Genomic DNA, 26590 nt, shown 5'->3' on the forward strand with positions numbered 1-26590 from the left:
CGGCGGGTGGCACCAACACAGCGGGCGGCGACCCGGTCTCCCGGATCACCGCCCGCCGCGACGCGATGTGCCCCGGCTCACGTGAGCCGGACGCGCGTCAGGTGGAGCAAGGTCACTTCATGGTGACCTTGGCGCCCTCGCCCTCGAGCTTGGCCTTGGCCTTCTCGGCGGTCTCCTTGTTGACCTTCTCCAGGACGGCCTTCGGCGCGGCCTCGACCAGGTCCTTGGCCTCCTTGAGGCCCAGGCCGGTCAGCTCACGCACGACCTTGATGACCTGGATCTTCTTGCCACCGTCGGCGTCGAGGACGACGTCGAACTCGTCCTTCTCCGGCTCGGCCTCGGCGGCCGGGGCACCCGGACCGGCCGGGCCGGCGACGGCGACCGGAGCGGCGGCGGTGACCTCGAAGGTCTCCTCGAACTGCTTCACGAACTCGGAGAGCTCGATCAGCGTCATCTCCTTGAACGCGTCGAGCAGCTCGTCGGTGCTGAGCTTCGCCATGTCTGGCGTCCTTTCTCGCAATGAAAACTAAGAACGTGGTGCGCCGGGCGGGCCTCAGGCCGCCTCGGCGCCCTCCTGCTCGCGCTTCTTGTCCGCCAGGGCGGCCGCCGCGCGGGCGGCCTTGGAGAGCGGCGCCTGGAACAGGGCCGCGGCCTTGCTCAGGTTGCCCTTCATCGCGCCGGCCAGCTTGGCCAGCAGCACCTCGCGGGACTCCAGGTCGGCGAGCTTCGTGACCTCGGCCGCGGAAATGGCCTTGCCCTCGAAGACACCGCCCTTGATGACGAGCTTCGGGTTGGCCTTCGCGAAGTCGCGAAGCCCCTTCGCCGCCTCGACGACGTCGCCCGAAACGAAAGTCAGCGCGGTAGGACCGGAGAACAGCTCGTCGAGGCCGGAGATGCCCGCATCGGTCGCGGCACGCTTCGCCAGCGTGTTCTTCGCGACCGTGTAGCTGGTCTCCTTGCCGAGCGAGCGCCGCAGCTGGGTGAGCTGCGAAACCGTGAGCCCGCGGTACTCGGTCAGCACGGTCGCTCCCGCGTTGCGGAAGCTCTCGGTCAGCTCGGCGACGGCCGTGGCCTTGTCGGCCCGGATCGGCTTGTCCGCCATGTCCCTCCTCTCTCGTTGCTCGGAGCTGGTACGCCGGCGGCGAGCCGAGGCTCGACGACGGCGGCGGAGGCATCACGACAACGAAAAAGCCCCGGCGCAGGGCGCACGGGGCGAGGGGCCGGGACACGGGCACAGTCGGCGGACCGTGCGTGACACCGATTTTCGCTTACCGCCCTGCGCGGGTCGCCCGTCGTCGCGGGACCTTCGACCGTGCCGGAGCACGGTGACCAGCGGTCTTTGGGTGGAACTACCGCACCAGGTTACGCGACGCACGCCGCAGCACCAAATCGCGCCGAGTGCTCCCGGTCACCCGTCGGTCAGGCCCGGGTACGCCGCGCCCAGGCGTAGCCGGTCAGCGCCACCGCCGCCCAGAGCGCCGCCCAGCCGGTCAGCAGCAGGCCCTCGCCGGCCGCGACCGGCCCGGTGAGCGCCCGCGCGGTCGCCATCACCGGCGGGGCCAGCCACGGCACGACCGAACCGGACAGCCCGAGCACCACGACCCCGACCGCGCCGGTGACCAGCACCGCCACCCCGTAGCCGGCGCTGCGCGTCACCGCCCGGCTGGCGAGCGCGCCGAGCGCCACCGCCGCCGGCAGCGCGAGCAGGTGCGCCCAGAACCCCAGGGCCACCCCGGCGAGCACCGGCCGATCCCCCGGCCCGACGGCAGCGGTGACCCCGCCCAGCGGCCACGGCAGCGCCAGCGCGAGCAGCACCACGGCGAGCCCCGCCACCAGCGCCGCGAGCAGCCCGGCCGCCCGTTCCCGGGCCGGGCCGGCCACCACCCGGGCCATCCGGCGCTGCACGTCGGGTTCCACGTCCAGCAAGATCTTGGTCTGCCAGGCAAGAACCGGGAACAGCACCACGGCGGAGACGCCGTAGGCCTCCGCCGGCCGGGCCCGGCCACCGCCGTAGAGGACGCCGAGGACGAGCAGGCCGGCCAGGACCGGCGCCAGCGCCCGTCCGGTACGCAGGAAGCCGGCCAGCCGCAGCCGGACCAACGCGATCACCTGGTCACCTCCGGCGCCGGCCCGGGCCGGGCCGAGTCCCCCTCGGCACCGGCCTGGTCCGGGGAACCAGCGGCGGACGCGCCGCCCGGCCCGCCGGTGCCCGACGGGCCGGCGGAGGCCGGCACCGGGTGCGTGGCCGGGGGCGGGACGGCGTGTTCGCGTACCCGAAGGATCTGGTGGCCGTCGGCGCGCAGGCGGGCGACGGCGGCGGCCAGCCCGGCGGCCGGCACCGCAAGCTCGACCACGGCGGCGGCCGCACCGCCCGACGACGCCTCCTCGGTCACCGTGCCGTCGGTGACCGACAGGTGCCGGGCGCCCGGGAGCCGGACCGTCTCGCCCCGGTGGTCGCTGACCAGCACCGCGCCGCCGCCCGCCAGCACCTCGCCGATGATCTCGGGGACCGCCTCGCGGGCGGTGGCGTCCAGCCCCTCCCAGGGCTCGTCGAGCACCAGCAGGCCGGGCGGGCGCAGCAGCGCCTGCGCCAGGCCGACCTTCTGCGCGGTGCCCTTGGACAGCCGCGGCAGGCGTACGTCGTGGAAGCGGGTCAGGCCCAGCCGCTCCACCCAGTGGCGCACCGCCCGGTCGGCGGCGGGGCCGGGCAGGCCGGCGACGCGGCCCATCGCGGACAGGTAGGCCCCGACGGTGAACGGCTGGTCGGCGGGAAAGCGTTCCGGCACCCAGCCGACGACCGGCGGCCGGTCGGTGACCCGGCCCCGGCTCGGGCGCAGCACCCCGGCGGCGAGCTGGAGCAACGTGGACTTGCCGGCGCCGTTGCGGCCGAGCACCACCGCCGCCTCACCGGGGCCGATCGCGACGTCGACCTGCCGCAGCACCCACGGGCCGTGCCGGTGGTAGCGGAGCCAGACGCCGTCGAGCCGCATGCGCCCGAGCGTGCCACACCGGACAGACGGACGGGGCCCCGCCACGACGTGGTGGCGGGGCCCCGTACTGGAGTACGCGTGCTCAGCCCTCGGCCGAGCCCTCCTGGAAGTTCTTCACGACCTTCGGGTCGACCGGGACGCCCGGGCCCATCGTGGTGGTGAGGGTGACCTTCTTGAGGTACGTGCCCTTGGCCGCGGACGGCTTGGCCCGCAGCACCTCGTCCAGCACCGCGGCGTAGTTGTCCACCAGCTGGTTCTCCGAGAAGGAGGCCTTGCCGATGATCAGGTGCAGGTTGGAGTGCTTGTCCACCCGGAAGGTGATCTTGCCGCCCTTGATGTCCGAGACGGCCTTGGTGACGTCCATGGTCACGGTGCCGGTCTTCGGGTTCGGCATCAGACCGCGCGGGCCCAGGATCCGCGCGATCCGGCCGATCTTGGCCATCTGGTCGGGCGTGGCGATCGCCGCGTCGAAGTCCAGCCAACCGCCCTGGATACGGGCGACCAGCTCGTCGGTGCCCACCTCGTCCGCACCCGCGGCGACGGCCTCCTCGGCCTTCGCGCCGGCGGCGAAGACGATCACGCGGGCGGTCTTACCGGTGCCGTGCGGCAGGTTGACCGTGCCGCGGACCATCTGGTCCGCCTTGCGGGGGTCGACGCCGAGGCGCATCGCGACCTCGACCGTGGCGTCGAACTTGGTGTTGGTGGTGTCCTTGGCCAGCTTGACGGCCTCGACGGGGGTGTAGAGCTTCGACCGGTCGATGACCTCGGCGGCCTTGCGGTAGCTCTTGCTGCGCTGCATTTCTGGTGACTCCTGTGGTCTCTGGCGGGCGCGCGGCGTGCGCGGCCCTCCCACGAACAGAAAGATCGGGTGGAGCGGTGGAGCGAGATCAGTCGGCGACGGTCAGGCCCATCGACCGGGCGGTGCCGGCGATGATCTTCTCGGCCTGGTCGATGTCGTTGGCGTTGAGGTCGGCCATCTTCTTCTCGGCGATCTCACGCAGCTGGGCGCGGGTGACCGAGCCGACCTTCTCCTTGTGCGGGACGCCCGAGCCCTTCTGCACACCGGCGGCCTTGATCAGCAGCCGGGCGGCGGGCGGGGTCTTCAGCACGAAGGTGAACGTGCGGTCCTCGTAGACGCTGATCTCGGCGGGGACGATGTCGCCCCGCTGGGACTCGGTCTGCGCGTTGTAGGACTTGCAGAACTCCATGATGTTCACGCCGTGCTGGCCGAGCGCGGGGCCGACCGGCGGCGCCGGGGTGGCCTGGCCCGCCGGGAGCTGAAGCGTGAACGTCTTGACGAGCTTCTTCTTCGGAGGCATGTCTCTTCCTGGGGCTTGGAACTGGGATTCTCGCCGGTCCGCGGGCGCGCACGGTCAGCACGGTGCGGACAGCCGACGTTCTAGGGTAGCGCAGCCGTCGGCCACCCTCCGCGCCGAGGTCGGCGGGCGGCGAAACGGCGCACCGGCGGCCACCCCCGAAAGGGGCGGGGCCGCCGGTGCCGACGTACGTCAGATCTTGGCGACCTGGTTGAAGTTCAGCTCGACCGGCGTCTCCCGGCCGAAGATCGACACCAGCACCTTGAGCTTCTGCTGGTCGGCATTGATCTCGCTGATCGTCGCCGGCAGCGACGCGAACGCGCCGTCGGTGACGGTGACCGAGTCGCCGACCTCGAAGTCGAGGACCTTGACCTCGGGCTTGGCCTTCTTCTGCTCGGTCTCGACCGCCGGGGCCAGCCACTTGAGAACCTCGTCGAGGCTCAACGGCGCCGGCCGGTCGGCCCGGTCGGTGGCGCCGACGAAGCCGGTGACCCCCGGGGTGTTCCGGACGCAGGAGTAGGACTCGGCGGTCAGCTCCATCCGGACCAGGATGTAGCCCGGGAAGACCTTCGCCTGGACCTGCGACCGCTTGCCGTTCTTGACCTCGACCTCTTCCCGGGTCGGCACCTCGACCTGGTAGATGAAGTCCTCCATGTCGAGGGAGGTGATCCGGGTCTCGAGGTTGGTCTTGACCTTGTTCTCGTAGCCGGCGTACGAGTGCACCACGTACCAGTCGCCGGGCGCGTAGCGCAGCTTCTGGCGCAGCTCGGCGACCGGGTCGAAGTCCTCGTCCGGGGCCGGCTCGGTGGTCGGGAACTCCGGCTCGCTGGCGGCCTCGACCGACTCGTTGTTGGCCGCCGTCGCCACCGTGGACTGGTCGTCCGGGGTTCCGGCGGTCTCGTCGTACTCAGGCACGCTCGCTCACTTCCGTCAGTATCGCTGTCCGCTGGTCAGCTGGGCTCGCCGAAGACCCACAGCACCGCCTTGGCGAAGCCGTAGTCCAGGCCGGCCACGATCGCCAGCATCACCGCGACGAAGGTGACCACCACGGCCGTGTAGGTCAGCAGCTCCTTGCGGGTCGGCCAGATGACCTTACGCAGCTCTGCCACGACCTCGCGGAAGAACCGCGCGATGCGGGCGAACAGCCCGATCCGCTCGGTGTCCTTGCGGGTCTTCCGGCCCTCGGCCGGCTCGGCCTGCGCCCGCTTGCGGGTCGCCGTGCCGCCCCGGGAGACCGGCTCGTCCGCGTCGGTGGCGTCGTCGTCGGCCACGTCGTCGACGGTCGCGTCGTCGTTCAGACGCTCGTCGCCGTCGTCCTCGCCGCGGCGCTTGCTCTCGGCCACTTCGCCCTCCGTGCGGGTATGGGGTCGCACGCCGGGCGGCGTGCGCGGCGTGTTGGTCACGCCGGCCGGACCAACCGTCCCGCGACGGGCCGCGGCCGGCGGACCGGCCGGGAGGGCCCGAACGCCTCGGAACCACCCCACCGATGCCACCACCACGGGCCGGACGCCACCGGTGAGGGCGGCGCGACCCACGGAACGGTCAGGCCTGAGGCGCAGGGGTGACAGGACTTGAACCTGCAGCCTGCGGTTTTGGAGACCGCTGCTCTGCCAATTGAGCTACACCCCTGTGCGGCAACTCACCTCCACCCGGACACGCTGTGCCGAGCGGGGGTCACTTGCCCCACGGCGGACCAGTGTACGGGTAGTCGTGCGACTTTCCCAACCGGTCTGCCCCTCGCGCGTCGGGCGAACCCTCAGCGCGTCGTGCGGATCAGAGCCCGAGCCTGCGACAGCACCTTCTCACCCTGGCAGGTGGCGGTGATGTCGAGCCTGGTCAGGCCCGCATCGGTGACCTCCTTGACCACCGCCGACACCTCGATCTCGGTGCCCTCGTCGGTGTCCGGGACGACCACCGGGCGGGTGAACCGGACGCCGAAGTCGACCACCGCGTCCGGCGCGCCGGCCCAGCCGGCCACCGCCCGGCCGACCAGTGCCATCGTGAACATGCCGTGGGCGATGACGCCGGGCAGGCCCACACCGGTGGCGGTGCGGTCGCTCCAGTGGATCGGGTTGAAGTCGCCCGAGGCGCCCGCGTAGCGGACCAGGTCCGCGCGGGTCACCCGGTACGTCTGGGTGGGCAGCTCCATGTCCTCAGCCCTCTCCGCGTACGACGATCTTGGACCACACGGCGACCACCGGCTCACCGTCCACGGTGCTCACGTCCGTGCGAGTGGTCAGGAAGCCGTGCCCGCCCCGGGTGGTGACCTCCTCGATGGTGTTCACGCACACCAGCTCGTCCCCGGCCACCACCGGCCGGGTGTACGCGAACCGCTGGTCGCCGTGCACCACACGGCTGTAGTCGACGCCGAGCGCCGGATCCTCGACGACCTGCCGGTTCGCCGCCATCGTGACGACCACGGGGAACGTCGGGGGTGCCACCACGTCGCGGTGGCCCAGCACCCGGGCCGCCTCGGGGTCGTGGTGGGCCGGGTCGGTGGCGCCGACGGCGGTGGCGAACTCGCGGATCTTTTCTCGGCCCACCTGATAGGGGGCGGTCGGCGGGTACGTCCGGCCGACGAAGGACGGGTCCAGGGACATGCCGCCGAACCTACACGGAGAACACGAACGCCGATCCGCCCGGTCGGGCGACCCGGAGGCCACCCGTCAGGGCGAATCGGCGTTCGAGAAAGCTGCTGCGAGCCGGCTGCGCCGGCCGTGATCAGCGGGTCTCGCGGTGGACGGTGTGCTTGCCGTCCCGGGGGCAGAACTTCTTCAGCTCGATGCGGTCCGGGTCGTTACGGCGGTTCTTGCGCGTGATGTAGTTGCGCTCCTTGCACTCCACACACGCCAAAGTGATCTTCGGCCGAACATCGGTCGCCTTCGCCACGGCGGAGTGCCTTCCTCGCTCACGGAACAACTACAGCGCGTCAGCCTACGCGCTGACGACGCGGACATGCAAAGTGGGCGCCTGTGGCGCCCGTCCCACCGGCCACCGGGCTGGGCCCGGAGGACGAGAGTAGCGGTGGCCGGACTTGAACCGGCGACACAGCGATTATGAGCCGCTTGCTCTGCCATCTGAGCTACACCGCCGTGGCGGGTCCAGCCGGACCCTCTGAGCCCCCTTACGGAATCGAACCGTAGACCTTCTCCTTACCATGGAGACGCTCTGCCGACTGAGCTAAGGGGGCCTGCTTGATCACCCCGGGGGGTGTCGCGCAGGGGAAACAGTACACGACCGCGTCGCGCAGGTGAAATCGGATCCCCCAGGTGCGTGTCCGCCCTGGTCAGGGCACCACTCGCAGGCGCGGCAGCTCCCCCGCGACCACCGTCTCCGGGTCGACCTGGGCGCCGAACCAGGCCTCCAGCCGCTCGTACGGCAGAGGGCGGCTGAACAGGAAGCCCTGGCCGATCTCGCAGCCGATGTCCTGGAGCAGCTCCAACGTCAGCTCGCTCTCCACGCCCTCGGCCACCACCGCCAGGCCGAACTGCTGGGACAGCGTCACCACCGCGTTGACGATCGCCAGGTCGCCCGGATCGGTCGCCATGCCCTGCACGAACGACCGGTCCACCTTCACCTCGTGCACCGGCAGCCGGCGCAGTTGCGCCAGCGACGAGTTACCGGTGCCGAAGTCGTCCACCGAGAGGCGGACACCGAGGTCACGGAGGCTGCGCAGGGTCGGTATGGGACGTTCGGTGCCGTCCAGGACACCCGCCTCGGTGACCTCCAGCGTCAGCCGCTGCGGCGGTACGCCGTACTCGGCCAGCAGGTCGCGTACCAGCGCCGGGAAGTGCTGGTCGGTGAGCGTACGCGCGGCGAGGTTGACCGCGACGGACAGCGGCTGTTCGCCGTGGCTCCAGTCGCGGCTGCGCCGCAGGCTCTCCCGGAGCACGAACTCGGTGAGCCGGCCGAGCTGGCCGGTGTGCTCGGCCACCGCCACGAAGTCGTCGGGGGCGACAGTGCCGTGCGCCGGGTGCTCCCACCGGGCCAGGCACTCCACGCCCACCAGGCGGCGGTCCCGCAGCGTGACCTTGGGCTGGAAGTAGACCTCCAGCTCACCCTCGTCGAGCGCCCGTTGCAGGTCGCCGGCGAGGCCGAGCCGGCGCAGCGACCGGGACTCCAGCGCCGGACTGTAGAGCTGGACGCTGCCCGGCACCGACTTGGCCGCGGTGGCCGCCAGGTCGACGCGTTGCAGCAACGCCACCGCGTCGCTGCCGTGGTCCGGGTGGACGGCCACCCCGACGACAGTGTCCACGTCCAGGGTCAGCGAGTCGAAGACCATCTCGTCGCGGATCTGCTCCCGCAGCTGGGCCGCCAGCTCCAGGGCCGCCTCGGTGCTCTCCAGCCGGAGCGTCACCAGGAACTCGTCCCCACCGGCCCGGCCGACGAGCGCCGAGGACGGCGCGCAGGCGCGCAGCCGCTCGGCCACCTCCATGAGCACCTTGTCACCGGCGGCGTGGCCCAGCGACTCGTTGACCTGGCGGAGCCGGTCGACGTCGAAGAGCAGCAGCGCCACCACCTCGCCCGGCGCGCGGATCTTGACCGCCTCCGCCACCGACGAGGTGAGGCGCCGCCGGTTGGGCAGGCCGGTGAGCGCGTCGTGATCGGCGTCGTGCCGCAGCCGGTCGACCAGGCGGGAGTTCTCCAACGCCACCGCGGCGTGCGCGGCGACCGTCTCGAAGACGGGGATGTCGCCGGGGGCGAAATGGCCGATGTCGCTGAGCCGGTTGGTCACCTCCAGCGTGCCGATCACCGCCTGGCCCGAGCGCAGCGGCACCACGATGGCGTCCTTGACCCGCTCCTCCCCCGCGGCCTGCCGCAACGCCGGATCTCCGCCGAGCCAGCGGCCGATCGAGAGGGTACGGCCCTTCTTGTGCACCTGCTGGCGCAGGCTCGCCGGGGTGGGCGCCAGGTCCAGCAGGCCCGGCGTGTCCACCCGGGCGGTGAGCAGCACCTCGGGATGCCGCCCCTGGGCGGGCAGCCAGAGCGTGGCGTACTCGGCCTGCATCAGCGCGCGGACCCGGTCGAGCAGGATGTCGGCGAGCGACCGCTCGGTGCCCGAGGCGAGAAGGCGGGTCAGCTCGTACATCCCGGCCAGCGTCCGGTGCTGCCGGAAGAACTGGGAGTAGGAGCGGTAGACCAGGACCAGGCCGCTGAAGAGGGCGGCGAGCAGCAACGCCGACCACCACGTCGTCTTCAGGGCGATCAGGACGAGCAGGCCGATCGCCACGTTGATGGCGGCGGTGAGCAGAGCGGTCGGCATGCTGCGTAGCGCGTCCCGCCCGGCCTGCCAGCCCTGGAGCAGCACGTGCACGCCGACCACGCTCACGAGGCTGACCAGCGTGACCACGCAGACGGCGAGGAAGAGGGAGCCCCACGTCCCCGGTCCGACATTTTTCAGCGGCGGCAGTGCCAGGAGTACGAGGCCGGCCAGCGACGTGGCGGCGGCGGCCTTGGCGACGTTGAACCAGAGCTTCGCCGCGCCGAAGCGATGCGAGGCGCTCCAGATCAGCACCGAGAGTGTGTAGATCAGGACGACACTCAACGGGGGCAGGAAGTAGAGCGCCACGATGAGTGGCACCTCGGTGAGCGTCACGCCCACCGACTGACGCCGGACGTAGACGTTCAGCACCGCGAAGCTGATCCCCGCCATGACGACGAAGAACACGAAGGCGAGCGGCCACTTGCCGAACGGTTGATCGGCAACCAGCGCGACGCAGGTGCTGCAGACCACCGCCAGCAGAGCCAGAGGGGCAGTGACTAGCCAGGCACGTTCCGTCGACCTACGAGGTCGGCCCTGGCCTGCCATGCCCCTCCTACCCGAGACGCCGTCCGCCGGGCGGCGGACGGCTCGATGATTCAGCGTGGGGCGTCCATCGTCCAGACGATGTCGGCGAGTTGCGCGCTACCAGTGCCGGGGATGATGCCGAAGGCGCCTGCGATGGCGGCGAGCACGAGGAGCGAGCCAAACAGCCGGCCCAGCGTTCGACCAGACATGATTGCTCCTGTCGGGAGATTGCCACAGGGATGGTGAAGGTTTCCCGATCGTGCCACAACGCCGGGGAGCAGAAAAGCGGAGAGGACCCGCCCAGCCCGAGTAGCTGTCAGGTTCCGCCGTTCGGCCCGGCTACCCACGACACGCAGCCAGGTCATGGGGGTGAAGGGACGTCAGCCCCTTCGTCCATTGCGGATTCCCACCTTCACCCACGAAGGGGATCAAGTCACGCGAAACCCCACCCCACCAACCCAGGGCCACCCGGCCGGCTCCGCCGGGCCGATCCGGCCGGTGGATCGCCACCGGACCCGCGGGCATTGACCACCATACCTGCCCCTGTCATGAACGCCAGAGGATGATTCCCTCATTCACGCCCGAACAGCTCAGGGTGCACCAGGCGGCCGCCGAGGCTCCGGGCCCGGGCTGTCGCCGGACGGCGGGCGGTGGCGGATATCGGGATGACCGGGCCGGCTCCGGCGGCGGACCATGTGCCGGTGCTCGACAACGACCCGCTCACTCGCCTCCAGGACGCCACCGCCCTCCGGAGCATCCGCCAGGGCACGGCAGCCGACGTGATCGAGGCCGCCTGTGACTGCCTCGCGGCAGGCGTCGACAGCCCGTCGCTGCGAATCCTGGCCGGCGTCTCGCCCTCGGCCGGCAGTCAGGAACTGATCCAATGGCTCGAACCGACCCTCGGCGAACTCGGCCTGACCTACTTCCCCGAAGGCGGTCAGGAGGGCGAGGACGCCGCCGTACGCGTCATGGCGACCAGGCTTCTCGCCGGCGCTCTCTCCCCGCGCGAGCTGGCACGGTGGGCCCACGCGGTGATCGGACACGACGGCACGCCGCTCGCGGAAGAGCTGGTCATGCTCGACGACGTCTACGACACGCTGGAGTACGGCGAGCAGACCGAAGCGGACACCGATGCACGCGTTCTCGCCGAGGCGCGACGGTTGACCGCGAGCCACCACTGATCGCCCACGTCCAGGGGCGTCACTTCTCCGGCAGGGTCAGACCGTCCGGCGGATCCTCCATGAGCCCATCGTCGAATCTCGGCGGAACCTGGAATCTGGCCGTACGGAAGGAGACTCTCCCACCACAGAACGTCACGTAGTTGAAGAACACCTCCCCACCGCTGAATGTGGTTCTCTCAAAAGAAACCACCCCACCACTGAACCGCGCCCCGCTGAAGATGACGGACCCGTCACTGGACGCCGGCTGCACGAAGGTCACCTGCTCGCCCTTCGGCCACGTCACATGGACAGCCTTCCCGCCACTGGCCGTCACCCTGTCGAAGAACACCTTCCCACCACTGAACGTCGCCCGGTCGAAGAGCACCTCCCCGCCACTGAAGCTCGTGAGACCGAAGAACACCTCCCCACCGATGAACGACGCACCGAAGAAGGAGACCTGCCCGCCGCTGAACGACGCGCCGCTGAAGGAGACTTTTCCGCCGCTGAACGACGCGCCGACGAAGGAGACCTTTCCGCCGCTGAACGACGCGCCGCCGAAGGACACGTCCCCACCGATGAACGTCGCACCGTCGAAGTAGACGCCCCCGCCACTGAAATTCGCCCCCGACAAGTCCCCCCCGTCGAAGACGGCACCAGTGAAGTCGAAGTCGTAGCCGCACCAGGAGGCCGCGTCGTCCTCGGCAAGGCTCAAGTGCCGCCCAACGAGGCGGATAACGGTATGACGAACCTCCCGCTCCTCGCGGGCGGCTCGGACATCGTCCGCATCCCTTACGGGCGCCTGATCCTCATCCTGCTCGGCCGTCTCACCCGGAGCGTCCGGGGGCGGGGTGTAGGGCATGCGGATATAGGCGCAGAGGACATCAATGCACGTCTGCCGCCCTTCCCGCCAGTCGTCAGCAAGGCCTGCCAGGGCGTAGACACCTGCCAGGCGTACGGCTCCCTTCTCCGAACCGAGCTGCTCAGATGCCTTGGCGAAGCGTTCGTTGAAGAGCCGGACCCCATTGCGGTCGCTCTCGACCTTTGCCCGCTCGTCGGCCGCTTCGGCGAGAGCCTTGCTGACCTCGGCGCGCAGATCAGCAGCGTGCGCCAGCTGGTGAGCGAACTCGGCCAGCGCGTTCGTGTGCTCCGCCACCCGCTGCCGCCGGTAGGCGACCACCAAGGCGGCGACACCGCCGATCCCCGCCACGACTGCGAAGACAAGTTTCAAGAGATCGAACAGCGTGGCCACAGTGACGGTTTCGTCGCGCTCGAAACCAGGCCAGGCGGCGTACCAGAACGCCGCAACGACCAGCCCTCCGACGAGCAGCAAGGCCGCCACGACCGCCAGGGCGATCGACCGGCGGATGCCCCAGAGCCGCAGCTCCGGCACCGGACTACCGGCGGGGACGGAACCAACCGTGACATGGGGCTCGGGCCGGGCCACGCGCGGCGATTCGGGCGACTCCACCCTCTCCTTCTAGCGCACGCCGTCAATGTCAACGCTCAGCACCTCGCCTGCGGCCAGTAGCCGGTCGCCGGCATGCTTGGTGGAGTAGTCCTGACGTACCGTCCTCGGTCCCAGGCCTGACGCCGCCGGCGCCGACTGGGCGCCGGATCGCCACCCGAGTCCTGATCCGGCCGGCGACGCCGGTAGCTCTCAGTCGATCCCTGCACACACGACTCCGCGAGGCCAGGACCAGACGGACGACAACGGCCCCCGATCAGCATTCCTGCTGGTCAGGGGCCGCATCTGCACCTGGTGGCGGGTAGAGGATTCGAACCTCTGTAGCTTTCGCGACGGATTTACAGTCCGCTCCCATTGGCCGCTCGGGCAACCCGCCAGGGCACACCACCACGTCGCAACGCGGCGGCGGAAGCAAGGATAGCGGTTGCCCCCGGCACTGCCGCAACCGGGTACCGTCAGGAGGTCCCACGCTGGTCAGCGGGGGACGGACCAGGACAGACCGCCGGACAGCAGGAGCAGAAGCATGGCAGCGAACCCGTCGTTCGACATCGTGAGCAAGGTCGACCGGCAGGAGGTCGACAACGCCGTCCGCCAGTCGGAGAAGGAGCTCGCGACGCGGTTCGACTTCCGCGGCACCGGCGCGGAGATCTCCTGGTCGGGCGAGGAGGCGATCAGCCTCCAGGCGGAGACTGAGGAGCGGGTCCGGGCCGCGCTGGACGTCTTCAAGGAGAAGCTGGTCAAGCGGAACATCTCGCTGAAGTCGCTCGACGCCGGCGAGCCCCGGCAGTCGGGCAAGATCTTCAAGATCGACGCCAAGGTGGTGCAGGGCATCGACTCGGACAAGGCCAAGGCGATCAGCAAGAAGATCCGCGACGAGGGCCCGAAGGGCGTGCAGGCGCAGATCCAGGGCGACCAGCTCCGCGTCACCGGCAAGAAGAAGGACGACCTCCAGGCCGTCATCACCCTGCTCAAGGGCGAGGACTTCGGGCTGGCGCTCCAGTTCACCAACTACCGGTAAGGCTCGACCACCTGGCAGGTCAGGGCATCGGTCATGCCGTCTGGCCTCGCGGGCCTCGTCGCCACCGGTCGTCGTTCGTCACACGTTGTGGCGACCGACGACCGGGCGACGGCCGGGCGCCGCCCGCTCAGGCAACCATGAATTGAAGCGATGCGAGGATCCCCGTTCGGCTAGCGGACTGGATCACCGCTTGCTGTACGGCGAGTCGCGCGCAACCGCGCTGCCTCAGTACGGGCAGCTTCCGCCTCTCTGCGAGCAGCGCCGCGATCCGCCTCGAACGGCAGCACCCGGGCCAGATCGTCCAACGCCTTCGCCATAGCTTCCCGCCACTCGGCCAGGTCACCGGGATCCGCAGGATCAGCGGGCCGCGTCGAGCGCACCCGGCGAAGCTCCCGCGTAGCGACCTTCAGAGGACCAGGAACCACCAGATTTCTTCTCTCATCGCAACAGCGACCCCGCAAGATCGTGTCAACAAGCTAGACCAACCACCAGAACACGTGGTGGGACCAGACACCCCGGTCGCCGGTGCCGGGCATCACTTGATGAGCGCCCGCTGGCGGGGATGTTCTTGACTCTCGACCCGGTCGAGGGCTGACCCTTCCTGGATGACGCCTCAAGAGCCCGCCCAACCATCAGTCCCGCTCGTGATCGACCTGGAGATGCTGCGGCCGGTGCTGCGCAGCGGCTGGGGAGCGGACACCTGCGACCCACATGATGTGCGGGATTGGCACGCCGGCAACCCGGCCCGTGGTCAATGCGGAGTGACTGCTTTGATCATTCAGGACCTGCTCGGCGGAGATCTGCTCCTGGGCGAGGTCCTCGCCGGGGACGCCAAGATCGGCTACCACTACTGGAATCGACTGGCCGACGGTCGCGAGGTCGATCTGACGGCCGACCAGTTCCAGCCGCCGGAGGTCGTCGTCGGCGGTCAGGTCCAGCAACGCCCGCCGGGGCCACCTCGGCGTTGCCGCCGGCAGTACGAGATCCTGCGGCACCGCGTCTTCGCAGCCCTCTACGGCGGCGAACCGACCCGGCCCGCTCAACCGTGACGGCGACGTCGCGACAGACCCCGGTCCAGCCACGACCGGCGGGCCGGAACGCCACGGCCCTCTTCGGCCGTCAGGCGACTTCCTTGGGGTACGGGCCAGGCGTGAGGTCGGGTGGGAGCCATGACCCCCGCGATGCTCCGCCCCTACCGCCCGCTGCTCGGTCAACCGGTACGACGGACTCGTTCTTGTCGCGGTGACCTGGCTGGCCCTGCAACTCGCCCCGGTCGGTGTCGGCCGGTCGCTTCACGCTCGTGGCGGAGCTTCTGCCGCAGCGGCACCACCTGGCCGCGGCCGTCCGTGACCGAGCAGCCCGGCCCACCGACGACGGGTCCGCACGACCAGCAGGGCCGGGTGAAGGCGCCAGACCGGGTACGACCCGGAGCGACCTGATCCGGGTGCAACCCCCGGAGCCGCATCGGGGTGTCGTGTGGTGAGAGCGGACACGGGAGGTGGGCATGGACGGCCCCGAGGACTTCGACGCCTTCTACACGGCGACCGCGCGGCGGGTCGTGCACCACGTCTACGCCCTCTGCGGCGACCTGGCCGAGGCCCAGGACGTGACGCAGGAGGCGTACGCGCGGGCCTGGCAGCGCTGGTCGACTGTCGGGGCGTACGAGGATCCGGAGGGCTGGGTGCGGACGGTGGCCTGGCGCCTGACGGCCAACCGGTGGCGCGGCCTGCGGCGCTGGTTCGCCGCGCGGGCCCGGCTGGGCCGGGAGACTCCGGCGCCCGGGCCCAACCCGGACCGGGTGGCGTTGCTGGCGGCGTTACGGCGACTGCCCGACGCGCAACGGCTGGTGATCGTCCTGTACCACCTCCACGACCTGCCGGTGGCGGAGATCGCCCGGAGCACAGGCATGCCGGAGGGGACTGTCAAGTCGTACCTGTCCCGGGGCCGCGCCGCGCTCGCCGTTCTACTGACCGACGACAAGGAGGAAGTCGATGTCGGCACGCATTGGTGAGGCTCTGCGGGAGTTGGAGCAGGACATGGCCGGGCTGCGGCTCAGCCCGGCGGCCGAGGTGCGCGCACGGGGGCGCGCCAGGAGCCGGCGGCGGGCCGCGGTTCTGGCGGGGGTGGCCGCGGTTACCGTCACCGGCGGCGCCGCGAGCATGGCGGCGCTGTCCGGGCCGGCGACGCCGATGCCGGCCGCCGGCGGCGCGGCCACCCCGTCCGCCACGGCGTCGGCGGCGTGTCAGGCCGACCCTCCGGTACGGCTCGACGTCGTCTTCCGGCCGGGCGCCGGAACGCCGCAGATCGGGGAGGTCGACTACCGGATCGGGCAGGCGCGCGGGGACACCGGGCTGCGCTGCCGCGGCACCACTGCCGCGGCCCGGCCGGACGCCGACGGACGGGTCGTCCTGTCGGTGCTGCTGGCGCAGGGCGAGGACCCGGCGCCGATCCGGGCCGCGGTGGAGAAGCTGCCCGGGGTGGAGCGGGTGGTGACCGCCGGCGGGTGAGCGGTCAGGCGGCGAGCGTCTGCTCGGCGCGTACCGCTGTGGCCTCGGCCCGGGCGATCGGGCCGCCTGGTAGCGCGGCGACCGCGGCCCCGACGGCGACCGCCACCCCGGCGAAGACGAACGCCCAGGAGACGCCGCCGGCGTGGTCGATGATCAGGCCGGCGATCGAGCCGCCGGCGGCGCTCGCCGCGACCGACATGGTCACCACCCAGGTGTACGCCTCGTTCAGCATGCCGGCCGGGGTGATCCGTCCGACGAGCGTGTTCTCCAGGGTGAGCGCGGGGGCGATGGCCGCGCCGCCGAGCACCAGCGCGACGCCGAGCGCGGCCGGGCCGGGCATCACCGCGAAGACGGCGAAGCTGGCCGCGACGGTGCCGAGCAGCCAGGCGAACTGGCGGGTCATGTTGGCTGCGGGTTTGCGTACGCCGAACCAGAAACCGCCGATGGCGCTGCCGATGCCCCAGACGGCGAGCAGCACGCCGGCCAGGCTGTCCGGGTCGTCGGCGCCGGATTTCCCGGCGAAGGCGGGGACGATGACGCCGGAGGCGCCGAACGCGATGCCGAGGCTCGCCACGCAGAGCAGCAGCGCGGGGAAGCCGCCGAGCCGCAGCGGGCCGAGGCCCCGGGCGTGATGCTCGCGCGGGTGCGGGCGCCAGCCGCGCATGACCCGGCCGAGCGCGACGGTGGCGGTGCCGACCAGGGTGACCACCGCGGCGCCGACGAGCGCGGCGGAGGCGTCGGCGAACAGCACGAAGCCGGCCACCAGCAGCGGGCCGATCACGAACACGACCTCGAAGAGGGTGGTCTCGGCCGCGAGCGCGGTGTTGCGCAGGTGCCCCCGGCCGGTGGCGGGGGCGGTGAGGTCGTTCCAGGCGCCCCGGATCGCGGCGGTGAGCGGCGGGTACGTGGCTCCGGCGACGCCCGAGGCCAGGTAGATCAGCCCGAGGTTGCCGCTGTCGGAGCGGGTGGCGAGGAGCAGCCCGATCAGGGCGAGCGGGTGGGTGACCGCGGTGAGCAGCAGGACGGGGGTGGGCCCGACCCGGTCGGCGATCCGCCCGGCGACCGGGCTGAGCGCGGCGCCGGAGAGCGCGTAGATGCCGCCGGCGACGGCGGCGAGGGAGTACCGGCCGGTGACCTGCTCGACGACGAGCAGCAGCGCCAGCGGGGTCATGCCGATCCCGAGCCGGCCGATGATGCCGAGAACCAGCAGCATCGGCGCGCCGGGGATCCGCCAGACGCCCTGGTACTGGCGCAGTGCGGCCACTGTGTGCACCTCCGGGAAGTAACGAGTGAGTCAGCCTTCGACCCTAACGCTCCTGCTGGGCGGGGCGGTGGTCGAGTCGGTCACATCGGGCTGCCGGCGCGGGGCTGCCTTACCCGCCGTTAACGAGTAGGTTCGGTGATCGAACGGAGTCCATGCCTACGGCGGGTCGGCCGCCGCCGTGATCGGAGGTCGGATGAGCGGCATGGCCGTCGCGCCGCTACGGGTCGAGATCTACTCCCTGTACGGCGACGCCCGGCCCGCCGAGCCCGCGTCCGCCACCCTCCGGGTCCGCCGGCTGCGTGAGCGGGCCGACTACGAGCCGGTCGGCGTCGAGGAAACGGACCCGTCGGATCGATGACCGGCACCGCGACGCCCGCGCCCGGTTACCGGGCCCTGTTCCGGCATCCGGTCGCCGCCCGGTTACTCGTCGCCCGGAGTGTCTCCGAGCTGGGCGACTTCGTCGGGCTGGCGGCCCTGCTGCTGCTCGCGTACGACCAGACCGACTCGGTCCTCGGCCCGGCCGCCGTGTACGCCGCCCGCACGGTGCCCGCCCTGCTCGTCGCGACGGTGTTCAGCGGCTGGCTGGACGTGCCGGCCCGGCGCACCATGCTGGTCGGGCTCTCGCTCGCCGGTGCGCTGCTCATCGCCGTACCGGCTGCGGCGCCCGAGCCGGTGCCGGCGATCGTGGCGGCCGGGCTGCTCGGCGCGGTCCGGGCCGCGTACGCGAGCGTGCACGTGGCGATCACGGCCGAGGCGGTGGAGCCGCCGCTGCGGCTGCCGCTGTTCGGGCTCTCCGCGTTCGCCAACCAGAGCGGCCAGGTCGTCGGCCTGCTCGCCGGGGCCGGTGTGACGGTGGCGCTCGGTCCCCGGGTGGCGCTCGTGATCGACCTGGTCTCGTTCCTGCTCGCGGCGGCGGTCCTCGCCGGCCTACCGGTACGCCGGCAGGAGCACCGGGGTCCACGGCCGCCCGCCACCGCCGGTATCCGGATCATCGCCGCCCATCCGGTGCTGCGGGGTGTGGCGCTGCTGACCCTGGCCACAGTCCTGTCCGGCGGGCTGCCGGAGACGCTCGCCCCGGATCTGGCTGCCGGCGGATGGCGGCCGGTCGTGCTGGCGGCGTCGTCGTTCGGCGGCGCGGTGTTCGTGCTCGTCGTGGGGCGGCGCGGCTGGCTGGCCCGGGTGACCGGTCAGGTGGTGGCGGCGAGCGCGCTGGGCGCCGCGCTGCTGCTGGCCGGTCTGCTGGTGGCCCTCGACGCCCCGGCGTGGGCGCTCGCCGGGGCGAACGCGCTCGTCGGCGCGGGCGGCGGGTGGCTGATCGGCGCCCAGGCCACGTTCGCGCGGCTCGCGCCGCGGGAGCGGATGGGGCAGGTGGAGGCGACGATCGTGGCCGGCAACATCGTGCTCTCCGGGGTCGGGATCTTCCTGCTCGGCGGCGTGGCGGTGCTGCTCGGCCCGGCCGTGGCCTATCTGGCGGCAGGGGTGGTGCTGCTCGCCGTGGTGCTGGCCGCCCGGCCGGATCGGCTGCCCGAGCCGGTTGCGTCGTGACCGCCCGGCCGGACCGGCTGCCCGGCCGGATCTGACGGAAGGGCCCAGACACAGCGCCACCCGCGTCCGGGTGGACGCGGGCGGCGTTCGGGTCACGCGGGTCAGCGCTGGAACTGCACCGGCCCGGAGTTGCGGGCCATCTGCTCCAGGCGGGCCACCCGCTGCTCCATCGGCGGGTGGGTGGCGAACATCGCGGCGATGCCGCCGCCCCGCTTGAACGGGTTGTCGATCATCAGGTGCGCGGTGCTGGCGAGCTGGCCCTGCGGCGCCAGCGGACGCGCCTGCGTCCCCATGTGGATCTTGCGGAGGGCGCTGGCCAGGGCCAGCGGGTCGCGGCTCAGCTCGGCGCCGGACTGGTCGGCCTGGTACTCCCGGCTCCGGCTGATCGCGAGCTGGATCACCGTGGCGGCGATCGGGCCGAGGATCAGCGTGAGCAGCAGCACGGCCGGGTTCGGGCCGTCCTCGTCGTCCGACGAACCCAGCGGGATGAACCAGGCGAGGTTCGCCAGCATGGTGATGATGCCGGCCAGGCCGGCCGCCACGCTGGAGATCAGGATGTCCCGGTTGTAGACGTGGGACAGCTCGTGGCCGATCACGCCGCGCAGCTCCCGGTAGTCCAGGATCTCCACGATGCCCTGGGTGACGCAGACCGCCGCGTTCTCCGGGTTACGACCGGTGGCGAACGCGTTGGGCTGCGACGTCGGGCTCACGTAGAGCCGGGGCATCGGCTTCCCGGCCTGCGTGGAGAGCTCCCGCACCATCTGGTACAGCTCGGGGAACTGTGCCTCGCTGACCGGTTGCGCCTTCATCGAGCGCAGTGCGAGCTTGTCGGAGAAGAAGTAGGTGACGCCGTTCATCAGCAACGAGACGACGACGGCGATGACGAGACCGCTGCTACCGCCGAACCAGTAGCCGATCGCGAGGATCAGCGAGGTCAACAGGCCGAGCAGCGCTGCGGTCTTGAGACGGTTGTGATGCACGATCTCTCCTTCGGTGCACGGGCCCTTGCGGGAGGCCCGCTGACCGGTTCAACACACCGGTACCCGTCAACCATCCGGCTCATGGCTGAAAGTTGGCTGGATGTTGCTGTACACACGCTGAAGCGGTCGCCCATCCGGGCAGGAACCGGTCAGCGCGCCGCCACGTCCAGCACGAGCTGCGGTGCGAAACCCATCACCACCGCCACGGCGGTGGCCACACCGAGCGCCAGCGTCACGGTCCGCGCGGGCCGGACCGTCGCCGCGCCGACGGGCGTCGCGTAGAGCGAAGCGGTGACCCGCAGGTAGTAGGCCAGGCCGATCACCGCGTTCAACGCCACCACGAGCGCCAGCCAGCCCGCGTGCCCGGCCAGCAGCGCGCGTACCACTGTCACCTTGGCGAACAGCCCGGCCAGACCCGGCGGCAGCCCCGCCAGCCCGATCAGCGCCAGCGCGAACGCGCCACCCACCCACGGGTGCCGCCGCGCCGCGCCGCGCAGGTCGGCCAGCGTGCCGCCGTCGCCGTCCGCCGGGCGCAACGCCACCACCGCGGCGAACGCGGCCAGCTCCAGCAGCACGAAGAAGATCGCGTACGCGACGGCTGCCGCGTACGCGGCCGTCCGCGCGTCGCCGGTGCGGCCGGCGGTCAGCGCCAGCGCGCCCAGCGGGGCGAGGATGTAACCCGCTTGGGCCACCGACGACCAGGCGAGCAACCGCACGGTACGCCGCTGACGCAGCGCCACCAGGTTGCCGACGGTCATGGTCAGCACGGCCAGCGCCGCCAGCACCGGGCCGGTCAGGTCACCCGGCAGGGCCCGCTGCACCACAGCCAGCAGCGCCACCACGCCACCGAGCTTCGAGGCGGTCGACAGGTACGCGGCCACCGGCAGCGGCGCGCCGTCGTACGTGGCGGGGGCCCAGGCGTGGAACGGCACGGCGGCGACCTTGAACGCCAGCCCGGCCACCACCAGCGCCACCGCGACCCCGGTCAACGGCAGGCCGGTCAGGTCGTCGCGGGCGGCCAGGGTGGCGCCGAGCCGGTCCAGGTGCAGCGTGCCGGTGACCGCGTAGAGCAGCGCCGCGCCGAGCAGCGTCACAGTGGTGGCGACCACGCTCACCACGAAGAACGTCACCGCCGCCTCGGCACCGGCGAGGCTCCCCCGGCGCAGGCCGACCAGCACGTACAGCGGGAGCGTCAGCGTCTCCAGCGCCACGATCAGCGTGATCAGGTCACCGGCGGCGCCGAGCACCACGCCACCTGTCATCGCGCAGGCGAGCAGGAAGCAGTACTCACCGACCGGGGTGCGCCCGGCACGCAGCAGCGGGCCGGACAGCGCCAGCACGCCGAGCGTGAGCAGCGCGATCACGGCCCCGACCAGGGCGGCCCGGCCGTTCCACACCCAGGAGCAGTCGTCCCCGACGCAGAACGTGCGCCGCTCACCGGCCGCCCCGACCAGTGCCGCGCCGGCCGCGGTGCCGGCCGCGCCGAGCGCCGCCACCGCCACCGTGACGGCGGGCCGGGCCACCAGCAGGTCGAACAGCAGCACCAGCACGGCCGTGCCGGCGGCCAGGTACGCGGGCAGCATCGCCACGTTGTCGACAGGCTGTACCAGGCTCATGGGACGACCCCCAGCAGCGCCTCCACCGGACCGGAGGCGTACGACAGCACGAGCGCCGGGGCCAGGCCGACCGCGAGCGCGAGCAGCACCAGCGGCGCCCAGGCGGTCAGTTCCGCCCCGGCCAGCCCGGGTGCGAGCCCCGCCACCGCCGGGCTGGGCCGCCCGTGGGTGACCCGGCGCAGCAGCCGCAGGAAGTACGCGGCGGTGAGCGCCCCACCCAGCGCGGCGAGCACGGCGAGGGTCAGCCAGAGCGGGCCGCCCCGCTGCACGGCGGCCACCACGGCGAACGCCTCACCCCAGAACCCGGCCAGGCCGGGTAGCCCCAGCGAGGCGACAGCCGCGAAGCCGAGCAGCCCGGCCAGCCGGGGCGCGGTCTCCCGCAGCCCGGACAGCTCGGCCAGCGACCCGGTGTGCGCGCGGTCCTTCACCGCCCCGGCCAAAAAGAACAGCAGGCCGGTGATGACGCCGTGGGCGATGTTGCCGATCAGCGCGGCCTGGATCCCGGTGGCGGTGAGCGTGGCGACCCCGAGCAGCACGAAGCCCATGTGCCCGACGCTGGAGTACGCGATCAGCCGCTTCAGGTCGTCCTGCGCCAGGCAGACCAGGCCACCGATCAGGATGGCCGCGACGGCGAGCACGCCGAGCACGGGCGCGGCCCAGCGGGCGCCTTCCGGGGCCACCCCCACCGCGACCCGGATCAGCCCGTACGTGCCCATCTTGAGCAGCACCCCGGCGAGGATCACGCTGCCGACAGTCGGCGCCTGGGTGTGCGCGTCGGGCAGCCACGAGTGCAGCGGCCAGAGCGGGCTCTTCACCGCGAACGCGAGCGCCAGCAGCGTGAACGCGGCGAGCTGGGTGCCCCGGGACAGCCCGGCGCCGCCGGTGAGCGTGACCAGGTCGGCGGTGCCCGCGGCGGCCACCACCACGTAGACGCCGACGAGCAGCAGCACCGAGCCGAACAGCGTGTAGAGCGCGAACTTGCGGGCCGCCCGGCGACGGTCCGCACCACCCCAGCCGGCGATGACCGCGTACATCGGCAGCAGGACGACCTCGAAGAACAGGAAGAACAACACCAGGTCGAGCGCGAGGAACGTGCCGAGGATGCCCACCTCGACCACCAGCAGCAGCGCCACCAGCGCCCGCCCGCTGCCGCCGCCGGGCGGCACCCGCCACAGCGTGTACGCGCAGCACAACAGCGTGAGCAGCGCGGTCAGCACCACCAGCGGCCAGGAGATCCCGTCCACGCCCAGGTGGAAGCGCAGGTCGAGCCCGGGCACCCACGCCACGTCGAGCTGGTGCCACGGCTGCACCGCCGGACGCGGCCCGTACCCGAACCAGCCGTGGTCGCCGCCGACCAGCGGCAGCGTCGCCAGCAGCGTCAGCGCGGCGGCGACGGTGCCGACCACCCGGCCGGCCCGGTCACCGGGCACGACCGCCGCAGCCAGCGCGCCGAGCGCCGGCACCGCGACCACAGCGACCAGCAGGACCTGCCCGAACGTCATGAGGTGACTCCGATCAGGGCGACCGCCAGGCCGATCAGCAACGCGCCGGCCAGCACCCCGGCCGCCGCGCGGGGCAGCGCCGCCCGGTGCAGCGCGGCCAGGCCGCCGCCCACCTCGACCGCCGCCCGGCCGCTGCCCTCGACCAGCCCGTCCACGCCCAGCTCGTCACCGGTACGCACGACCCGCGCGAGCGCGCCCGCCGGGCGTACGACGAGTGCGTGCTGGACGTCGTCGAGCCGGAACGCCCGGGCGAACACCGGCCGCAGCGGACCCAGGTAGCGGGCCGGGTCGGCGGCCGGGTCGCGGCGCCAGCCCGCCCAGGCGACACCCGCGCCGACCAGCAGCAGCAGGAACGGCAGGATCAGGTTCGGCGCGAGGTGCACCAGCTCGACCGCCTCGCCGCTGTCGTCGCCCGGCACGCGCAGCCGGTCGGCGAACCACGGCGCGAACGCGGCCAGGCCCAGCAGCGCGGCCGGGACCGTGAGCAGCAGCACCGGCCAGCGCAGCAGCGCGGGCGGGTCGTGCGGGCGCAGCAGCGGCGTGCGCGTGGCGCCGAGGAAGGTGCGCAGCAGCAGGCGGGTCGCGTACCAGGCGGTCACCGCGACGCCGGCCAGCCCGGCCAGCCAGACCAGCCAGCCGACCCAGGCGGCGGTCGGCCCGGCGCCGTCGAGCGCGGCCGCCTCGGCGGCGGCGAGCACGCCGTCCTTGCTCCAGAAACCCGAGAGCGGGGGTACGCCGGCGAGCGCGCCGAGGCCGACCACCATGCACCAGAACGTCACCGGCATAGCGGTACGCAGGCCGCCCATCCGGGACATCAGCGTGGTGCCGACGGCGTGGATCACCGCACCGGCGGCGAGGAACAGCAGCGCCTTGAACGCGGCGTGGGTGAGCAGGTGGAACAGCGCGGCAGCGGGTGCGCCGACCGCCAGCGCGCCGGTCATGTAGCCGATCTGCGAGACCGTGGACCAGGCGAGCACCCGCTTGATGTCGTCCTGCGCGGTGGCGGCGAACGCGCCCAGCAGCATGGTGATCGCGGCCATCACGCCCAGCACGGCGAGCGCGGCCGGTGCGCGCTCGAACAGCGGGAACAGGCGGGCCACCGCGTACACCCCGGCGGCGACCATCGTCGCGGCGTGGATCAGCGCGGACACCGGCGTCGGACCGGCCATCGCGTCCGGCAGCCAGGTGTGCAGCGGGAACTGGGCGCTCTTGCCCGCCACCCCGGCGAGCAGCAGCAGACAGGCGGCGGTGAGCGTGCCGGTGCCGTAGTCGTGCGCCAGCACGTCGGCGATCCGGAAGCTGCCCGCGCCCACGCCGAGCAGCGCGATGCCGAGCAGGAAGCCGACGTCACCCACGCGGGTGACCAGGAACGCCTTCACCGCCGCGCCGGGTGCCTCGGGCAGCCGCCGGTCGTGAGCGATGAGCAGGTACGAGCAGACGCCCATCACCTCCCAGCCGACCAGCAGCATGATCAGGTCACCGGACACCACCACGGTGAGCATCGCGGCGGTGAAGAGGCTGAGCTGGGCCGCGTACGGCGGGTAGCGGTGGTCGACGTCCACGTCGTCGTGCGGGCCCCGGCGCAGGTAGCCGATCGAGTAGACCTGCACGGCCAGCGCGACAGCCGCGACGGCGGTGGCGACGAGCACCGCCACGCCGTCCAGCCGCAGTCCCAGCGTGACCCGCAGCCCGCCCAGATCGACCCAGGTGGTGGACGCCTCGACCGGGGCGTCCACGCGGACCAGCAGCGCCAGCGCGGCCAGCAGCGACACCGCCGCCCCGGCCACACCCAGCGCGACCGCCGACCGCCGTGCCGACGCCCGGTCCTGACCCGGGGCGGGCGGCAGCAGCAGGCCGAGCAGCCCGGCGACGAGTGGGGCGGCCGGCAGCACCGCCGCGAGCCAGAGCGTCGGCGTGCTCACCGGACCGCACCTTCCGTGCCCGGCGCCCCCGGCGTCGGCAGCCCGGCCGGGGCCGCCGCGACCGGGGGTGCCGGCTCGGCCAGCGGCACGTCGTCGACTGTGACGCTGGCGCGCAGCCGGTAGAGCTGGAGCACGATGGCGAGCCCGACACCGATCTCGGCGGCGGCGAGCACGATCACGAACAGCGCGAACACCTGCCCGGAGTGCGGCAGCACGGCCTTGACTGTGGTGTCGGCGGTGACCAGCACCAGGTTCACCGCGTTCAGCATCAGCTCCACCGCCATCAGCACCAGGACGGCGTTGCGGCGGCGCAGCACGCCGTACACGCCGAGGCCGAACAGCAGCGCGGCGGTGACGTACGGGATGACCGGCCTCACCGGCGCCCGCCCTCGTCGGCGGCCGGTCGGCCGATGTCGGGGCGGGACAGCACGATCGCGCCGACCAGCGCGGCCAGCAGCAGCACCGACAGCACCTCGAACGGCAGCACCCAGGAACGGAAGATCTGCTCGCCGAGGCGCTCGGCGGTGCCCGCGGCCGGCAGGTCCACCCGGGACCAGCGGAACGCGTCGATCAGCAGCACCGCCAGGCCCAGGCCGCTGCCCGCGCCGACGAGCGCTGCGGCCCAGCCCGGCCGGTCCAGGTCGTCCGACGGGCCGATCGGCGCACGGGTCAGCATCACCGCGAACAGCAGCAGCACCACCACCGCGCCGACGTAGATGAGCACCTGCACCCAGGCCACCAGCTCGGCCGTCAGCACCAGGTAGTCACCGGCCAGCGCGCCCAGGCACACCACCAGCCACAGCCCGGCCCGAACCAGGTGGCGGGTAGCGACCACCAGCGCACCCGCGCCCACCGCCACCGCGCCCAGCGCCAGCAGCAGGACGTCCGCACCGGTCATGAGGCAGCGCCTCCGCCCGGATCGGTGGCGGCGTCGGGGCGTACCCGGGAAGGAGCCGGGCGGGCCGACGGACCCGCCGCCTTCCGGGCGGCGGTGGTCTCCTCCTTGGAGGGGTCGCCGAGCGGGTCGTGAGCCGGCGGCGGCGGCACGGTGGCCATCCACTCGCCCAGGTGGTCCTTGTCGTGCAGCAGGTTCTTGATGTCGTACTCGGCGTACTCGAACTCGGGCGACCAGTAGAGCGCGTCGAACGGGCAGACCTCGACGCAGATGCCGCAGTACATGCAGAGCGAGAAGTCGATGTCGAACTTGTCGAGCACGTTGCGCTGGCGGGGGCGGGCGGCGCCGGGCACCGCCACCTCCTCCTTGTGCGAGTCGATGTAGATGCACCAGTCCGGGCACTCGCGGGCGCAGAGCATGCAGACGGTGCAGTTCTCCTCCAGCAGCGCGATCACGCCACGGGAGCGGGGCGGCAGCTCAGGCTCGACGTCCGGGTACTGCTGGGTGGTCGAGCGGCGGGTCATCGTCTTCAACGTGACCGCCAGGCCCTTCACCAGGCCCCCGCCGGGCACTCCACCGTGCTCGCTCATGCCGCCCATCCTGCCCTGTGACCCGGGCGCGC

At 72.3% G+C, this 26590-nt stretch carries 29 protein-coding genes and 4 tRNA genes; 7 read left to right on the forward strand and 26 right to left on the reverse strand.

The annotated features are described in order from the left end of the window. Positions 1 to 112: 112 nt before the first annotated feature. The 16 genes from rplL to O7611_RS25100 all read right to left on the reverse strand — a co-directional run bounded on the left by rplL (position 113) and on the right by O7611_RS25100 (position 10303). The gene (gene rplL, locus O7611_RS25025) at positions 113 to 499 is read right to left on the reverse strand and encodes a 50S ribosomal protein L7/L12 (RefSeq protein WP_120573082.1); all 387 of its coding nucleotides are present in this window, start codon (positions 497 to 499) and stop codon (positions 113 to 115) included. Between the two features lie 54 nt (positions 500 to 553). Continuing rightward, complete coding sequence (rplJ, locus tag O7611_RS25030; RefSeq protein WP_120573081.1) at positions 554 to 1102, reverse strand: 50S ribosomal protein L10; 549 nt, start codon at positions 1100 to 1102, stop codon at positions 554 to 556. 317 nt (positions 1103 to 1419) lie between these two features. Then, entirely contained in the window at positions 1420 to 2109 is a 690-nt protein-coding gene (locus tag O7611_RS25035) for a hypothetical protein (RefSeq protein WP_194801428.1), read from the reverse strand. Further along, on the reverse strand, positions 2106 to 2990 hold the full coding sequence (locus tag O7611_RS25040; protein WP_194801429.1) for an ABC transporter ATP-binding protein: 885 nt from the start codon (positions 2988 to 2990) through the stop codon (positions 2106 to 2108). Before O7611_RS25040 ends, O7611_RS25035 begins: the two co-directional genes overlap by 4 nt. 82 nt (positions 2991 to 3072) lie before the next feature. Further along, positions 3073 to 3789 carry a 50S ribosomal protein L1 gene (gene rplA / locus O7611_RS25045; RefSeq protein WP_135242081.1) on the reverse strand — a complete coding sequence of 239 codons (717 nt, stop codon included), beginning with the start codon at positions 3787 to 3789 and terminating at the stop codon, positions 3073 to 3075. Positions 3790 to 3877: 88 nt separating this feature from the next. Further along, positions 3878 to 4309: a 50S ribosomal protein L11 gene (rplK, locus tag O7611_RS25050; RefSeq protein ID WP_013288647.1), complete on the reverse strand. Its 432-nt coding sequence runs from the start codon at positions 4307 to 4309 to the stop codon at positions 3878 to 3880. A 189-nt stretch (positions 4310 to 4498) separates the two neighbouring features. Then, the gene (gene nusG, locus O7611_RS25055; RefSeq protein ID WP_030501618.1) at positions 4499 to 5221 is read right to left on the reverse strand and encodes a transcription termination/antitermination protein NusG; all 723 of its coding nucleotides are present in this window, start codon (positions 5219 to 5221) and stop codon (positions 4499 to 4501) included. Between the two features lie 35 nt (positions 5222 to 5256). After that, complete coding sequence (gene secE / locus O7611_RS25060; RefSeq protein ID WP_269697666.1) at positions 5257 to 5649, reverse strand: preprotein translocase subunit SecE; 393 nt, start codon at positions 5647 to 5649, stop codon at positions 5257 to 5259. Between the two features lie 213 nt (positions 5650 to 5862). Continuing rightward, a tRNA-Trp gene (locus O7611_RS25065) sits at positions 5863 to 5935 on the reverse strand. Positions 5936 to 6062: 127 nt separating this feature from the next. Further along, on the reverse strand, positions 6063 to 6455 hold the full coding sequence (locus O7611_RS25070; protein WP_262013098.1) for a MaoC family dehydratase: 393 nt from the start codon (positions 6453 to 6455) through the stop codon (positions 6063 to 6065). A 4-nt stretch (positions 6456 to 6459) separates the two neighbouring features. After that, positions 6460 to 6906 (reverse strand): MaoC family dehydratase N-terminal domain-containing protein, encoded by a 447-nt coding sequence (locus O7611_RS25075; RefSeq protein ID WP_269697667.1) that lies wholly within the window; start codon positions 6904 to 6906, stop codon positions 6460 to 6462. Positions 6907 to 7027: 121 nt separating this feature from the next. Then, the gene (gene rpmG, locus O7611_RS25080; RefSeq protein WP_013288652.1) at positions 7028 to 7195 is read right to left on the reverse strand and encodes a 50S ribosomal protein L33; all 168 of its coding nucleotides are present in this window, start codon (positions 7193 to 7195) and stop codon (positions 7028 to 7030) included. A 130-nt stretch (positions 7196 to 7325) separates the two neighbouring features. Continuing rightward, positions 7326 to 7398, reverse strand: a tRNA-Met gene (locus O7611_RS25085). A 25-nt stretch (positions 7399 to 7423) separates the two neighbouring features. Beyond that, positions 7424 to 7496: transfer RNA gene (locus O7611_RS25090), tRNA-Thr, on the reverse strand. Positions 7497 to 7592: 96 nt separating this feature from the next. Further along, positions 7593 to 10115, reverse strand: a complete 2523-nt coding sequence (locus tag O7611_RS25095) for a putative bifunctional diguanylate cyclase/phosphodiesterase (RefSeq protein ID WP_269697668.1) — start codon at positions 10113 to 10115, stop codon at positions 7593 to 7595. 50 nt (positions 10116 to 10165) lie between these two features. Continuing rightward, positions 10166 to 10303, reverse strand: coding sequence for a hypothetical protein (locus tag O7611_RS25100; RefSeq protein ID WP_162959301.1), 138 nt, complete (start codon positions 10301 to 10303; stop codon positions 10166 to 10168). Positions 10304 to 10795: 492 nt separating this feature from the next. On the opposite strand from O7611_RS25100, the gene O7611_RS25105 reads away from it, so the two are divergent. Next, the gene (locus tag O7611_RS25105; RefSeq protein ID WP_269697669.1) at positions 10796 to 11275 is read left to right on the forward strand and encodes a hypothetical protein; all 480 of its coding nucleotides are present in this window, start codon (positions 10796 to 10798) and stop codon (positions 11273 to 11275) included. A gap of 19 nt (positions 11276 to 11294) precedes the next feature. Here the strand turns inward: O7611_RS25105 and O7611_RS25110 are convergent, their stop codons facing one another. Beyond that, positions 11295 to 12644, reverse strand: coding sequence for a pentapeptide repeat-containing protein (locus O7611_RS25110; protein ID WP_269697670.1), 1350 nt, complete (start codon positions 12642 to 12644; stop codon positions 11295 to 11297). A 367-nt stretch (positions 12645 to 13011) separates the two neighbouring features. Next, a tRNA-Tyr gene (locus O7611_RS25115) sits at positions 13012 to 13095 on the reverse strand. 147 nt (positions 13096 to 13242) lie between these two features. Here O7611_RS25115 and O7611_RS25120 point away from each other — a divergent pair. The 4 genes from O7611_RS25120 to O7611_RS25135 all read left to right on the forward strand — a co-directional run bounded on the left by O7611_RS25120 (position 13243) and on the right by O7611_RS25135 (position 16244). Continuing rightward, entirely contained in the window at positions 13243 to 13737 is a 495-nt protein-coding gene (locus tag O7611_RS25120) for a YajQ family cyclic di-GMP-binding protein (protein ID WP_128137601.1), read from the forward strand. Positions 13738 to 14381: 644 nt separating this feature from the next. Then, a complete protein-coding gene (locus tag O7611_RS25125; RefSeq protein WP_269697671.1) occupies positions 14382 to 14786 on the forward strand; it encodes a YunG family protein in 405 nt (134 codons plus the stop codon). 455 nt (positions 14787 to 15241) lie between these two features. Then, on the forward strand, positions 15242 to 15748 hold the full coding sequence (locus O7611_RS25130) for a SigE family RNA polymerase sigma factor (protein WP_269697672.1): 507 nt from the start codon (positions 15242 to 15244) through the stop codon (positions 15746 to 15748). Then, on the forward strand, positions 15729 to 16244 hold the full coding sequence (locus tag O7611_RS25135) for a hypothetical protein (RefSeq protein WP_269697673.1): 516 nt from the start codon (positions 15729 to 15731) through the stop codon (positions 16242 to 16244). The genes O7611_RS25130 and O7611_RS25135 overlap by 20 nt, the downstream gene beginning before the upstream one ends. Positions 16245 to 16248: 4 nt before the next feature. Here the strand turns inward: O7611_RS25135 and O7611_RS25140 are convergent, their stop codons facing one another. Then, positions 16249 to 17508 carry an MFS transporter gene (locus O7611_RS25140; protein ID WP_269697674.1) on the reverse strand — a complete coding sequence of 420 codons (1260 nt, stop codon included), beginning with the start codon at positions 17506 to 17508 and terminating at the stop codon, positions 16249 to 16251. 193 nt (positions 17509 to 17701) lie between these two features. Between O7611_RS25140 and O7611_RS25145 the strand changes: the two genes are divergently transcribed. Beyond that, positions 17702 to 17866 (forward strand): hypothetical protein, encoded by a 165-nt coding sequence (locus O7611_RS25145; RefSeq protein ID WP_162959299.1) that lies wholly within the window; start codon positions 17702 to 17704, stop codon positions 17864 to 17866. Further along, positions 17863 to 19053, forward strand: coding sequence for an MFS transporter (locus O7611_RS25150; protein ID WP_269697675.1), 1191 nt, complete (start codon positions 17863 to 17865; stop codon positions 19051 to 19053). The genes O7611_RS25145 and O7611_RS25150 overlap by 4 nt, the downstream gene beginning before the upstream one ends. Before the next feature lie 101 nt (positions 19054 to 19154). Here O7611_RS25150 and htpX read toward each other — a convergent pair whose 3' ends face one another. The 7 genes from htpX to O7611_RS25185 form a co-directional block, all read right to left on the reverse strand. Then, complete coding sequence (gene htpX, locus O7611_RS25155) at positions 19155 to 20033, reverse strand: zinc metalloprotease HtpX (protein WP_269697676.1); 879 nt, start codon at positions 20031 to 20033, stop codon at positions 19155 to 19157. A 149-nt stretch (positions 20034 to 20182) separates the two neighbouring features. Beyond that, the gene (locus O7611_RS25160; RefSeq protein WP_269697677.1) at positions 20183 to 21649 is read right to left on the reverse strand and encodes an NADH-quinone oxidoreductase subunit N; all 1467 of its coding nucleotides are present in this window, start codon (positions 21647 to 21649) and stop codon (positions 20183 to 20185) included. Beyond that, a complete protein-coding gene (locus tag O7611_RS25165) occupies positions 21646 to 23151 on the reverse strand; it encodes a complex I subunit 4 family protein (RefSeq protein WP_269697678.1) in 1506 nt (501 codons plus the stop codon). The genes O7611_RS25160 and O7611_RS25165 overlap by 4 nt, the downstream gene beginning before the upstream one ends. After that, positions 23148 to 25073, reverse strand: a complete 1926-nt coding sequence (locus O7611_RS25170; RefSeq protein ID WP_269697679.1) for an NADH-quinone oxidoreductase subunit 5 family protein — start codon at positions 25071 to 25073, stop codon at positions 23148 to 23150. Before O7611_RS25170 ends, O7611_RS25165 begins: the two co-directional genes overlap by 4 nt. Further along, positions 25070 to 25450, reverse strand: coding sequence for an NADH-quinone oxidoreductase subunit NuoK (gene nuoK / locus O7611_RS25175; RefSeq protein WP_269697680.1), 381 nt, complete (start codon positions 25448 to 25450; stop codon positions 25070 to 25072). Before nuoK ends, O7611_RS25170 begins: the two co-directional genes overlap by 4 nt. After that, a complete protein-coding gene (locus O7611_RS25180) occupies positions 25447 to 25971 on the reverse strand; it encodes an NADH-quinone oxidoreductase subunit J family protein (protein ID WP_269697681.1) in 525 nt (174 codons plus the stop codon). Before O7611_RS25180 ends, nuoK begins: the two co-directional genes overlap by 4 nt. Further along, a complete protein-coding gene (locus O7611_RS25185) occupies positions 25968 to 26558 on the reverse strand; it encodes a NuoI/complex I 23 kDa subunit family protein (RefSeq protein ID WP_120573060.1) in 591 nt (196 codons plus the stop codon). The genes O7611_RS25180 and O7611_RS25185 overlap by 4 nt, the downstream gene beginning before the upstream one ends. Positions 26559 to 26590: the final 32 nt, after the last annotated feature.

The organism is Micromonospora sp. WMMC273 (assembly GCF_027460285.1).
In the GTDB taxonomy this organism is placed as follows: domain Bacteria; phylum Actinomycetota; class Actinomycetes; order Mycobacteriales; family Micromonosporaceae; genus Micromonospora; species Micromonospora aurantiaca.